The sequence below is a fragment of the Chitinophaga sp. genome (assembly GCF_035761305.1).
Taxonomy (GTDB): domain Bacteria; phylum Bacteroidota; class Bacteroidia; order Chitinophagales; family Chitinophagaceae; genus Chitinophaga.
In genome coordinates this window covers 72556-84732 of the sequence record NZ_DASTRI010000286.1, presented here as the reverse complement: position 1 = coordinate 84732, position 12177 = coordinate 72556, and the positions used below count along the sequence as shown (strand labels likewise).

Genomic DNA, 12177 nt, shown 5'->3' with positions numbered 1-12177 from the left:
TTAATATATGAACAGGCGACAGGAATAGCGGAACGTAGCATGTAGTTTTTTTGACAGATTAACAGACTGACTTTTAAAGCTCGCTTGGAGGGCGTTGACACTTGAAAGCATCAGTTACTGAAACGGCTCCCGTTTGGCCCTTTGTTGTTTTTGGGGCTATTGTATTGGCACTGGTTATTGCCATACTGGGGCTGTCTTATGTACTGGGGCAGCGGCATAAAGACCGTGCTACCGGTGAGGCCTATGAATCCGGCATTCTCTCTACAGGCTCTGCACGCCTGCGTTTCCCTTCTCAATTTTACCTTATTGCCATGTTGTTTGTGATCTTTGATATTGAAACTGTTTTCATTATCTCATGGGTCATTGCGTTTGACGAGCTGGGATGGGCAGGTTATATAGGCGTAAGCGTATTTATTTTCATTTTACTGGTAGTGCTTATTTACGAATGGCGCAACGGCGCGCTGGATTTCGGGCCGGACGGCAAACGGATATTAAGGGCGTACAGGAAGCTGCGGCGCAGCAGCAAAACCACGGTGAGCATGCCATTGCCGCCGCCGCAACCGGCTCATTAACACCACAGGAAAGTATCGTTACAATTATATCGGACTATCTGAAAAAAAGAACGGTATTTATTCACTCCACGGATCTAACAGAAAGACTGGCGCAGTCAATTACGAATTATCAATTACGAATTACGAATGATGGAAATGTAGCTTTTCATCGGTGTGTAACAGCATGAAAGTTGTATTGATATTCGTAATTACAAATTTTCCTATTCACCATTTAATTGATTGCTGAATGCCGCCTGGCATGCAGTGTGGCGGCGCTTTGTCCAGCACATACTAATAACCGCTGCATTTTAATTATTCATATCGCAGTTAATTTTCAGAGGCATTTTCCGCAGAGCAGAACAGGCAATGCACCGCTCCGCATTCGTAATTGATAATCCGTAATTCGTAATTAAACATGGGTTGGTGGTTAACAAACACACAGGATCAGGCCGGCAAAGTAGCCGGTAACACATCACTGGAACAGGTGATGCAGCAAAGCATGGTGCTAAGCTCTGTAGACCGGCTGCTGGCCTGGGGCCGCAAAAACTCCATGTGGCCGTTTCATTTTGGGCTGTCGTGCTGTTTTGTGGAAATGGCCACTTCCATGACGCCTAAGTATGACCTGGCGCGTTTTGGCGCAGAAGTGATACGCGGCACGCCCCGCGAAGCAGATGTAATGATCATCGCCGGCACCGTATTCATTAAAATGGCGCCCATTATCAAACGCCTGTATGAGCAGATGATGGAGCCGCGCTGGGTAATTTCCATGGGCTCGTGCGCCAACTCCGGCGGCATGTACGACATCTACAGCGTAGTACAGGGCGTTGATAAATTTTTGCCTGTTGATGTATATGTACCGGGCTGCCCGCCCCGCCCGGATGCATTCATGCACGGCCTGGTAATGCTGCGCGATGCGGTGGGAACGGAAATACGGCCCCTTAGCTGGATGATAGGGGAGCAGGGCGTAATAAAACCCGAAAAACCGGCCATGAAAGACGTGCTCTACGAAAAACGCCAGCAGATGACACAATTTAAAACACCGGATGAAATATGACGGGCGCAACAGATGATATTAAAACCGCGCTGGACACCCGTTTTGGAGCGCAAACCTGCGAACCGCAGGTAACCTGCGACGGCATGCCCACCTTTTGGGTGCCGCAGGAAAAGCTGGTGGCCGTGCTGCAATACCTGAAATCAGACATTACACAGCCTTACCGCATGCTCTATGACCTTACGGCCATTGACGAGCGTGCGTTTAAAAGGTCGCAGAACGGCCATATTCCTTTTGACTTTACCGTGGTGTACCACGTGTTCTCCTTTGAACGCAATGCTTTCCTGCGCCTGAAAACAGGCCTGCGGGGCGAATATCCTTCCCTGCCTAGCATCACGCACGTTTGGCCCGCCGCCAACTGGTATGAACGGGAGGTGTATGATATGTTCGGCATCCGTTTTAACGGGCATCCTTTGCTGAAACGTATTTTAATGCCCCCCACCTGGCAGGGGCATCCCCTGCGCAAGGAGCATCCTGCCCGCGCCACCGAAATGGGGCCTTTTAAGCTGTTTGATGATAAAATGGATAAAGAGCAGGCCGCGCTGCAGTTTAACCCCGAAGAGTGGGGCCTGAAGCGGCACAGCGACGATGCTGATTTTATGTTCCTGAACATAGGCCCGCAGCACCCCGGTACGCACGGCGTGCTGCGCATTATTTTACAGCTGGACGGGGAAGATATTTTAGATGCCGTGCCGGACATCGGCTTTCACCACCGCGGCGCTGAAAAAATGGGCGAGCGGCAGTCGTGGCACACCTATATTCCCTATACCGACCGTATTGATTACCTGGGCGGCGTTATGAACAACCTGGGCTACCTGCTGGCCGTGGAAAAGCTGGCCGGTATTGAGGTGCCGCTGCGCGCGCAGGTGATACGCGTTATGCTGTGCGAGCTTTTTCGTATAGCCAGCCACCTGGTATGGTACGGCACCTTTGCGCAGGATGTGGGGCAGCTGTCGCCGGTGTTTTACATGTTCACCGACCGTGAGCGCGTATTCGAGATCATAGAAGCCATTTGCGGGGGCCGCATGCATCCTAACTGGTTCCGCATTGGCGGCGTGGCCCAGGACCTGCCCAATGGATGGGATAAGCTGGTGCGCGAATTTATCCGCTATTTTCCGCCCAAGCTGCGCGAGTATGATAATATGGTGATGAAAAATGCCCTGTTCAAAGCGCGTACCGTGGGCATTGGCATTTATACGCTGGAAGAAGCCATTGAATGGGGCGTTACCGGCCCCGGCCTGCGCGCCTGCGGCCTGGAGTGGGATATGCGTAAAATGCGCCCCTACAGCGGTTATGAGAATTTTGCATTTGAAGTACCTACAGCCGTTAACGGCGACTGTTACGACCGTGCCCGTGTGCGCGTGGAAGAAATGCGCCAGAGCCTGCGCATTGTAGAACAATGCCTGGAACATATGCCGGCAGGAGAATTTAAGTCGCACCACCCGCTGGCCACCCCGCCGGAGAAGCAGCATACCATGCATGATATTGAAACGCTCATCCACCACTTCCTGAATGTTAGCTGGGGACCGGTAATACCGGCTGGTGAAGCCATGAGCTGCATAGAAGCTACCAAGGGCTGGAACAGCTATTACCTTATCAGCGACGGCAACACATCGCCTTACCGGGTGCGCGTACGCACGCCATCGTTTGCGCATATGCAGATGGTGCCTTACATCAGCCGCAGCTATACAGTAGCCGACCTGCTGTCTATCCTGGGCGGTATGGACTATGTGCTGGCAGACATAGACCGGTAGATGTGCGGATATGCAGATGTGCAGATGTGCAGATGGATTGGAGCGTAGTAGTAAGCTAGTAAGCGAATACAATAGATAGCATATGCTTACAGAAACAGAAATAACGAAGATAACGCACGAAGCAGCGCTGGTGCCGGTAAAAAAGGCAGCAGTGATAGAGGCGTTAAAGATAGTGCAGGAGCAGCGCCGGTGGGTATCTGACGAAAACGTGGAAGACATTGCCGCCTTACTGGATATGAGCGCCGATGAAGTAGACAGCGTAGCTACTTTCTACAACCTCATATTCCGGCAGCCGGTAGGCAGGCATGTGATACTGGTGTGCGACAGCATCAGCTGTTGGGTAATGGGCTACGAACAAATAAAAGAAGAGCTGATGTCGCTGCTGCAGATCCGCTACGGGCAAACCACGCCCGACGGGCGTTTTACCCTGCTGCCCAATGCCTGCCTGGGCACCTGTGATCATGCGCCGGCATTGATGGTTGACCAGGATCTGTACCGGGATCTGCATACCGGCATGATACGGCAGATATTGGATAAGTATGAATAAATGCGGTAAAGAAGTATTTCAAAAATAAAAACTATGGAGGCTCCGCTTACATCGGATATTAAACCCGGCTTGTCGCTGGACCTCAGGGCTTATGAAGCCCTGGGGGGCTACCAGGCATTGCGCAAGGCATTTCAAATGGCGCCGCAGGATATAACGGCGCTGGTAAAAGAAGCCAACCTGCGGGGCAGGGGCGGCGCAGGTTTCAGCACAGGAATGAAGTGGAGCTTTGTACCCATGAATATAAAAGGCCCCAAATACCTGGTGGCCAATGCCGATGAAATGGAGCCAGGCACCTTTAAAGACCGCTGGCTGCTGGAAGGCAACCCGCACCAGCTCATAGAAGGCATGCTTATTTCAGCTTATGCCATACAGGCCACCACTGCGTTTGTATTCCTGCGCTGGGCATATAAGGAGGCCGCACAGGTAATGCGTAAGGCATTAAGTGAAGCTTATGCCGCCGGTTACCTGGGTAGTAATATACTCGGTAAGGATTTTTCCCTTGAAATGTACCTGCACACCGGCGTGGGCCGGTATATGTGCGGTGAAGAAACCGCCCTGCTAAACTCCCTGGAAGGCAGGCGCGCCGTGCCCCGCGCCAAGCCGCCCTTTCCGCAGGTAAGCGGTTTGTTTGGCCGCCCTACCATTGTGAATAATGTAGAAACCCTTTCATTCATTCCCCACATCGTTAGCAAGGGCGCTGCCTGGTTCCAGTCGCTGAGCCGTACCGGCGACGGGGGTACGAAAATATTCGGCGTCAGCGGGCGCGTTAACCGGCCCGGCGCGTGGGAGCTTCCTATGGGCGTTACCATGCGCGAGCTGCTGGATGATTACGCCGGCGGCATGCAAAACGGCTACCGCTTCCGGGGCGCCCTGCCGGGCGGCGCTTCCACCGATTTTTTAACAGCAGACCACCTGGACACGCCCATGGACTTTACCGCTATCGCTGCGGCAGGCAGCCGCCTGGGCACCGGCACCATGGTGGTGCTGGACGACCATACCTGCCCGGTGGGCTTTGTACATAACCTGGAGCATTTCTTTGCACAGGAGTCCTGCGGGTTTTGTACGCCCTGCCGGGAAGGGTTACCGTGGACAGAAAAAATATTATATGCCCTGGAGCAGGGCGAAGGTACGGAAGACGACCTGGAGCAGCTGGAGCTGCATACCCGGCTGCTGGGCCCCGGCAACACATTTTGCGCGCTGGCGCCCGGCGCTATGGAGCCCCTGCAAAGCGCGCTGAAATATTTCCGGGAAGATTTTGAACAGCATGTGCACGAAAAAAAATGTCCCTATGGCAATCATTCACATTGACGGTAAGTCATACGAAGTAAAAGAAGGCAAGAACCTGCTGGAAACCTGCCTGTCGCTGGGCCTGGACGTCCCCTATTTCTGCTGGCACCCGGCATTAGGCGCCGTGGGCGCGTGCCGGCAATGCGCCGTAAAATCGTTCAGGGACGAAAAAGATAACAAGGGCAAGCTCATTATGTCGTGCATGGAGCCGGTGAAAGACCAGCTGCGTATATCCGTAAGCGATCAGGAAGCCGCCCGTTTCAGGGAGCAGGTAATAGGCTGGCTGATGACCAACCACCCGCATGACTGCGCCGTGTGCGATGAAGGCGGCTCCTGCCACCTGCAGGATATGACGGTAATGACAGGCCACAGCTACCGCAATTACCACTTTAGTAAGCGCACTTACAAAAACCAGTACCTGGGCCCTTTCCTGAACCACGAAATGAACCGCTGCATACAGTGCTACCGCTGCGTGCGTTTTTATAAAGATTTTGCCGGTGGTAAAGACCTGGATGTTTTTGCCGCGCACAACCATGTGTATTTTGGCCGCCACCAGGATGGTACGCTGGAAAGCGTGTTCAGTGGCAACCTGGCGGAAGTATGCCCTACCGGCGTATTTACAGATAAAACATTAAAGCAGCACTATACCCGTAAGTGGGATATGACCTCTGCGCCTTCTGTTTGTCAGGGCTGCAGCCTGGGCTGCAACATTATTGCCAGTGAGCGTTACGGCTCGCTGCGGCAGATCAGCAACCGTTATAACGGCGCGGTGAACGGCTATTTCCTGTGCGACCGCGGCCGCTATGGGTATGAGTTTGTGAACAGTGACCACCGCATACGGCAGGTAGCTATCCGTGGCCTTACAGACCGCACCATTGACCATAATGCCGCATTGGAGTACCTGCGCGATAAGCTTACGCCCGGGCGCACCATTGGCATTGGCTCACCGCGCGCATCGCTGGAATCAAACTTTGCATTGCAGCAGCTGGTGGGGCCTGACTATTTTTACCTGGGCATGTCCGATACAGAGCAGGACCTGGCTACGCAGGCGCTGAAGATATTGCGTAACGGTCCTGTACGCACACCGTCCATGCAGGAAGCAGCTACGGCAGATGCGGTGCTCATACTGGGCGAAGACCTGCTGAACACCGCACCCATGATGGCGCTGTCGGTAAGGCAGGCCGTAGGCCGGCAGCCGGCGCAGGAAGCCATGAACACCGCGCATGTGCTGCCCTGGCAGGATGCGGCCGTGCGCGAGGCAATGCAGGACAAGCATGGGCCTTGCTATATACTGAATGTACAGCCTACGGGGCTGGATGAAATAGCGGCGCGGACCTGGCATACCGGGCCGGAAAACATTGCCCGTATAGGCTTTGCCGTAAGCCAGCTGCTGGGAGCGCCTGTTCCCGTAATTACCGGCTTAACAGCTGAGGAGCAGCAGCTGGCGCAGGAAATTGCCGCCGGCCTGCAGGGTTCAGCAAGGCCATTGATCATTGCCGGTTACGGCAGTGGAAGCGAAGGCGCCATGCGGCAGGCCGCCAACATCAGCTGGGCATTGCAGCAGCAGGGCAAGCACGCCATGCTGGTGCTTACCCTGCCGGAATGTAATACGCTGGGGCTGGAAATGCTGGGCGGGCACCGCCTGGAGTCCGCGGTGGACGCGGTGCTGCACGGGGAAGCCGATAACCTCATTATCCTGGAAAATGATCTGTACCGGCGCCTTGACCGGCAAACAGCCGAACAGCTGTTTGCACATTGTAAAGAGGTGGTGCTGCTGGATCATCTGTACAATGCCACAGCAGAAAAAGCTACGGTGCTGTTACCGGCCGGCACTTTTGCGGAGTCGGACGGTACAATGGTAAATAATGAAGGGCGCGCGCAGCGTTTCTTCCAGGTGTTTGCCGGCAGCAGCGCAGTACAGGAAAGCTGGCGCTGGCTGCTGCAGCTGGGCGCTGTTACCGGTAATGCGTGCTTAAAGCAGCTGACGGTGCTGGACGATGTAACACATGCCCTGGCCCGCACGCATGCCGTATTTGCAGGCATTGAGGAGCTGGCGCCGCCGGCGGATTTTCGTATAGCCGGGCAAAAAATACCGCGTGAGCCGCACCGCTACAGCGGGCGCACCGCCATGCTGGCGAATGTAAATGTAAGCGAGCCCAAGCCGCCGGAAGATGTAGATACGGCCCTTTCCTTTACCATGGAGGGCTACCGGGGGGAACCGCCATCTTCCATGATCCCGTTTTTCTGGTGGCCGGGCTGGAACTCGGTACAGTCGGTCAACAAATTCCAGGCAGAAGTGGGCGGCTCCCTGCATGACGGTGATCCCGGCCTGCGGCTGATAGCACCCTCTACTGGTGCAGCGCCTTACTTTACAGATGTGCCGGAACATTTTGTGCCGCTGTCCGGGCATTTATTGCTATTACCCTTATATCACATTTTCGGATCGGATGAATTAAGTGTGTATACGCCGGTCATAGCCGAACGTATGCCCGCCCCTTATATTTTACTGTGCCCCGAAGATGCGCAGCGCTACCAGGTAGCGGAGTCGCACCAGCTGCAGCTGGCGGTTAACGGGCATGCTTATACGTTTACAGTAAAGGTGCACCCGGCGGTGCAGCAGGGCATGGCCGGCTTGCCGGCAGGCCTGCCCGGCGTGGAGGTAGCAGGTATGCCGGTGCTGGGAAGATTATAAAGCTTCAAAACTTCTTTTTTATGAGCGCAGGACATTACTGGTTAGTTATTGGCGTGGTGCTGTTTGTACTGCTGAATACAGCTGCCGGCCTTATTTGGCTGGAACGCAGGGTGCTGGCACTCTGGCAGGACCGCTACGGTCCTAACCGCGCCGGGCCTTTCGGTGTACTGATTGTGCTGGCCGATACGATAAAGCTGTTCTTTAAGGAAGACTGGATCCCGCCGTTTGCAGACAAGGTAGTGTTTGTGTTTGCGCCGGCAGTGGTGGTGGCCAGTGTGCTCATGAGCTTTACCGTAATACCGTTTGGTCCTAACGCGGTGGTGGCGGATTTTAATGTAGGATTAATGTTCTTCCTGGCCATGTCGTCCATGGGTGTGTACAGCATTGTGCTGGGCGGCTGGGCATCCAATAACAAATATGCATTGCTGGGCGCTATGCGCGGCGCTTCGCAGATGATCAGCTATGAAGTATTTATGGGCCTGTCGTTAATGGGCGTGGTTATCCTGAGCGGCTCTTTTAACCTGGGCGAAATTGTGACGGCCCAAAAGAACGGCTGGTTTATACTGCCGCAATGTGTAGGCTTTTTTATTTTCCTGATTGCAGGCATTGCAGAAACGCACCGCCTGCCTTTTGATATACCGGAAGCGGAAAGCGAGCTGGTGGCAGGCTTTCACGCGGAATATTCCAGTATGAAGTTCGGTCTGTTCTTCATAGGCGAGTACCTGGGCATCACCCTTATATCGTCTATGGTGGTAACGCTGTACTTCGGCGGCTGGCTGGGGCCTGCTTTTCTGCCGCCAGTGATCTGGTTTGTACTGAAAACGTTCGCATTTATCCTGCTGTTCATATTGCTGCGGGCGTCCATGCCGCGCCCCAGGTATGATCAGCTAATGGAGTACGGCTGGAAGATATTGTTCCCGTTATCGCTGCTAAACCTGCTGATAACGGCGGCTATTAAATTACTGATCTAAAACTGCAAATTATGTTTAGCCTGTTGCGCAGCATGTGGCTGGTTTTTCTGCACATGTTCCATAAAAGGGAAACCTACCAGTACCCTGAAGAAAAGGCGCCGCTGCCTGCGCGGTGGCGCGGCCGCATAGCGCTTACCCGCGATCCTGACGGGGGAGAGCGGTGTGTGGGTTGTTACCTGTGCGCGGCCGCCTGCCCGGTGGACTGCATTTCTTTACAGGCTACTGAAGATGAGGACGGGCGGCGCTACCCGGAGTTTTTCCGCATTAACTTTTCGCGCTGCATCTTTTGCGGCTTTTGTGAGGAGGCCTGTCCTACCTACGCTATACAACTGTTACCCGATTTTGAAATGGCGGAATACAACCGGCAAAACCTGGTGTATGAGAAGGAACATTTGCTTATTAACAGCCAGGGCAAATACCCGGGCTATAACTATTACAAGGTAGCCGGCATGGCCATAGGCGGCAAAGCCAAGGGAGAGGCGGAACATGAGGAGCCGCCGGTAGACATTAAAAGCCTGTTGCCGTAAAGGCGCTAAAATCAATTACTATGGGCATTGCATTTTACATAGCGGCGGCTATTGCCGTTTTTTCCACCGTAATGGTAATTACGCGGTTTAATATTATGCACGCGCTGCTATACCTGATCGTATCGCTGCTGTCGGTGGCCGTGATCTTTTACCTGTACGGCGCGCCGTATATGGCCGCGCTGGAGGTTATCGTGTATGCAGGGGCCATTATGGTGCTCATCATCTTTTTTGTGATGATGCTGAACATGGGGCCGGAAAGCACGCGCCTCGAAAAACAGTGGCTAAAGCCCGGCATGTGGCTGGTGCCTGCCCTGTTTTGCTGCGTGCTGCTTATAGAGCTGGTGTACCTGATTGCGCAAAACCATACGCCGGTAAGCGGCATTGAGCAGGTAGAGCCGAAAGCAGTGGGCCGCAGTCTGTTTGGCCCTTATATACTGGCAGTGGAGCTGAGCGCCATGCTGCTCATGGCCGGCATTGTGGGCGCTTACCACTTAGGCAGGCAGAAACCTAAAATTGCGCACCGTTTTTTTGAAACCAAAGCATCATGAACATACATCCTACAACCGCGGGTATGACGCTGGCCGGCATCCTGTTCGTGCTTGGGCTCATCAGCATGCTCATACGCCGGAACATGATATTTATGCTGCTGTCTGTTGAAATTATGCTGAACGCGGCGGGGCTGGCCTTTATTGTGGCATCGTCCCACTGGTCGCAGCCGGACGGGCAGGTAATGTTCATGTTCATACTCGCCATGGCCGCCGCAGAAGTTTCTGTAGGGCTGGCGCTTATCCTGCAGCTGTATCACCAGCTGAAATCGCTGGACAGTGATGAGGCCAGCCGCATGAGAGGGTGAAGATTTTTAAAACACAAAACATCGTTTATGCTTTCTCTTATACCGGCATTACCGTTCTTTTCCGCGCTGGTGCTCATACTGGGCGGGCGCGCCTTCAGCAGGGGGGCGGTTTCCGCAATTGCATGCGGAAGTATAGGTATAGCGGCAGCCATTACCCTGCTGCTGGGCATCCCGTTCGTGCAGTCCGGTGAAAGCAGCATTGTGCAGCATTTATGGACCTGGATGCAGGCCGGTAATTTCAGCGCGGGTATTGACCTGCGGCTGGATGCCCTGTCGCTGGCTTTTGTATTTGTGATCACTTTTGTAGGTTTTCTTATTCATGTATATTCTACCGGTTACATGGCGGATGATGCGGACTACACCCGTTTTTTTGCCTGCATGAACCTTTTTGTTGGCGCCATGCTGCTGCTGGTGCTGGCCGATAACCTGGTGCTGCTGTATTTCGGATGGGAGGGGGTAGGCCTGTGCAGCTACCTGCTCATAGGTTTCTGGTATAAAGATCCTGCCAACGGCTATGCAGCACGTAAAGCATTTATTGTGACGCGTGTAGGCGACACCGCTATGGCCATTGCGCTGTTCATGCTGTTTCAGCACACCGGCACATTACAGATACCGCAAATACTGGCGCATGCGCCTGAAATATGGACCACCGGCAACGCTATTATTGTGCTTATTGCCTTTTTGCTGCTGGGCGGGGCGGTAGGTAAATCGGCCCAGCTGCCGCTGCAAACCTGGCTGCCCGACGCCATGGCCGGCCCTACGCCCGTTAGCGCGCTTATACATGCCGCCACCATGGTTACCGCAGGTGTTTACCTGGTTGCCCGTATGCATGTATTGTTTACGCTGGCCCCCGCCGCGCAAACAGGCGTAGCCGTTATAGGCGCCGTTACCCTGTTGCTGGCCGGCTGCAGCGCATTGGTGCAAACAGACATTAAGCGGGTGCTGGCCTATTCCACCATCAGCCAGATAGGATATATGTTCCTGGCATTGGGGGTGGGCGCTTGGTCGGCCGCTATCTTCCATTTTGTAACGCATGCCTTTTTTAAAGCCCTGTTGTTCATGGGAGCGGGCGCGGTAATAGTAGCCATGCACCATGAGCAGGATATGTTTAAAATGGGGGGCCTCCGTAAGCAGCTGCCCGCCGTGTTCTGGACATTCCTCATTGGCGCTGCGTCACTGTCGGCCATACCATTCGTAACCTCCGGTTTTTACAGCAAAGACCAGATTGTGTGGCTGGCCTGGTCGTCGGTACAGGGACATACATTTTACTGGATAGCAGCCATTGCCGGCGCTTTCCTTACAGCCATGTACACCTTCCGTATGGTGTTTCTTACCTTTTACGGCGCGCCTGCCACGCATCATACGGCGCATACGCCCGGCAACCGTATGATGATACCCCTGTACATACTGGCCGCATGCAGCACACTGGCCGGTTTTGTTGAGCTGCCGCATACGCTGGGGCATGTAACCCTGTTCAGCAGCTGGCTGCAGCAGGTGCTGCCCGCCGTACAGCTGCAGCAGGAGTCCGTTGCGTTGGAATGGACCTCACAGCTGCTGGCAGCGGGGCTTACCTTCACGGGTATTTACATTGCCTGGACGTGGGTAGTGCAAAAGCCCGACGGGATGGTGCGTTTTTCACAAATGCCTTTTATGCGCTGGCTGCGCCGCCTGTGGTTCAGCGGCTGGGCCTTTGACGGCTTTTACAATATGCTGGTGGTACGGCCGTTCGTACGCACTGCCCGCATGAACCGGCGCGATATGATAGATCGTATATACACTGCCGTAACGCGTATCACAGAGTGGTGCCATGATGTGCTTTCCCGTACCCAAAGCGGCATACTGCGCTGGTATATAATGGGGGTGGTGCTGGGCGCAGTGGTGATATTAAGCGTGCTTATATGGCGGGTATCTGTATAGAAAAAAATAGCACTAAACTCATACACC

The 12177-nt window shown here is 54.1% G+C and carries 11 protein-coding genes; all 11 read left to right on the top strand.

Going from position 1 to position 12177, the window contains the following annotated elements:
* The first annotated feature begins 101 nt into the window (after positions 1-101).
* The 11 genes from VFS25_RS24575 (at position 102) to nuoL (ending at position 12150) form a co-directional block, all read left to right on the top strand.
* Complete coding sequence (locus VFS25_RS24575) at positions 102-572, top strand: NADH-quinone oxidoreductase subunit A (protein ID WP_326464837.1); 471 nt, start codon at positions 102-104, stop codon at positions 570-572.
* Between the two features lie 394 nt (positions 573-966).
* A complete protein-coding gene (locus VFS25_RS24570) occupies positions 967-1605 on the top strand; it encodes an NADH-quinone oxidoreductase subunit B family protein (protein ID WP_326464836.1) in 639 nt (212 codons plus the stop codon).
* Positions 1602-3356, top strand: a complete 1755-nt coding sequence (gene nuoC / locus VFS25_RS24565; RefSeq protein WP_326464835.1) for an NADH-quinone oxidoreductase subunit C/D — start codon at positions 1602-1604, stop codon at positions 3354-3356. The genes VFS25_RS24570 and nuoC overlap by 4 nt, the downstream gene beginning before the upstream one ends.
* An 82-nt stretch (positions 3357-3438) precedes the next feature.
* The gene (nuoE, locus tag VFS25_RS24560; RefSeq protein ID WP_326464834.1) at positions 3439-3903 is read left to right on the top strand and encodes an NADH-quinone oxidoreductase subunit NuoE; all 465 of its coding nucleotides are present in this window, start codon (positions 3439-3441) and stop codon (positions 3901-3903) included.
* A 33-nt stretch (positions 3904-3936) separates the two neighbouring features.
* The gene (gene nuoF, locus VFS25_RS24555) at positions 3937-5211 is read left to right on the top strand and encodes an NADH-quinone oxidoreductase subunit NuoF (RefSeq protein ID WP_326464833.1); all 1275 of its coding nucleotides are present in this window, start codon (positions 3937-3939) and stop codon (positions 5209-5211) included.
* Entirely contained in the window at positions 5192-7882 is a 2691-nt protein-coding gene (gene nuoG, locus VFS25_RS24550; protein WP_326464832.1) for an NADH-quinone oxidoreductase subunit NuoG, read from the top strand. Before nuoF ends, nuoG begins: the two co-directional genes overlap by 20 nt.
* Positions 7876-8853: an NADH-quinone oxidoreductase subunit NuoH gene (gene nuoH / locus VFS25_RS24545; protein ID WP_414647801.1), complete on the top strand. Its 978-nt coding sequence runs from the start codon at positions 7876-7878 to the stop codon at positions 8851-8853. The genes nuoG and nuoH overlap by 7 nt, the downstream gene beginning before the upstream one ends.
* 11 nt (positions 8854-8864) lie before the next feature.
* The gene (gene nuoI / locus VFS25_RS24540) at positions 8865-9380 is read left to right on the top strand and encodes an NADH-quinone oxidoreductase subunit NuoI (protein WP_326464830.1); all 516 of its coding nucleotides are present in this window, start codon (positions 8865-8867) and stop codon (positions 9378-9380) included.
* Positions 9381-9400: 20 nt separating this feature from the next.
* Positions 9401-9928 (top strand): NADH-quinone oxidoreductase subunit J, encoded by a 528-nt coding sequence (nuoJ, locus tag VFS25_RS24535; RefSeq protein ID WP_326464829.1) that lies wholly within the window; start codon positions 9401-9403, stop codon positions 9926-9928.
* Positions 9925-10233 (top strand): NADH-quinone oxidoreductase subunit NuoK, encoded by a 309-nt coding sequence (gene nuoK, locus VFS25_RS24530; RefSeq protein WP_326464828.1) that lies wholly within the window; start codon positions 9925-9927, stop codon positions 10231-10233. Before nuoJ ends, nuoK begins: the two co-directional genes overlap by 4 nt.
* A gap of 27 nt (positions 10234-10260) precedes the next feature.
* A complete protein-coding gene (nuoL, locus tag VFS25_RS24525) occupies positions 10261-12150 on the top strand; it encodes an NADH-quinone oxidoreductase subunit L (protein WP_326464827.1) in 1890 nt (629 codons plus the stop codon).
* The last annotated feature ends 27 nt before the right edge of the window (positions 12151-12177 follow it).

Excerpts from the sequence above, each read along its gene's own strand:
- VFS25_RS24570 (WP_326464836.1), top strand. The coding sequence starts at position 967 with ATGGGTTGGTGGTTAACAAACACACAGGATCAGGCCGGCAAAGTAGCC.
- nuoK (WP_326464828.1), top strand. The coding sequence starts at position 9,925 with ATGAACATACATCCTACAACCGCGGGTATGACGCTGGCCGGCATCCTG.
- nuoL (WP_326464827.1), top strand. The coding sequence starts at position 10,261 with ATGCTTTCTCTTATACCGGCATTACCGTTCTTTTCCGCGCTGGTGCTC.
- nuoI (WP_326464830.1), top strand. The coding sequence starts at position 8,865 with ATGTTTAGCCTGTTGCGCAGCATGTGGCTGGTTTTTCTGCACATGTTC.
- nuoF (WP_326464833.1), top strand. The coding sequence starts at position 3,937 with ATGGAGGCTCCGCTTACATCGGATATTAAACCCGGCTTGTCGCTGGAC.
- nuoJ (WP_326464829.1), top strand. The coding sequence starts at position 9,401 with ATGGGCATTGCATTTTACATAGCGGCGGCTATTGCCGTTTTTTCCACC.
- nuoE (WP_326464834.1), top strand. The coding sequence starts at position 3,439 with ATGCTTACAGAAACAGAAATAACGAAGATAACGCACGAAGCAGCGCTG.
- nuoG (WP_326464832.1), top strand. The coding sequence starts at position 5,192 with ATGGCAATCATTCACATTGACGGTAAGTCATACGAAGTAAAAGAAGGC.
- nuoC (WP_326464835.1), top strand. The coding sequence starts at position 1,602 with ATGACGGGCGCAACAGATGATATTAAAACCGCGCTGGACACCCGTTTT.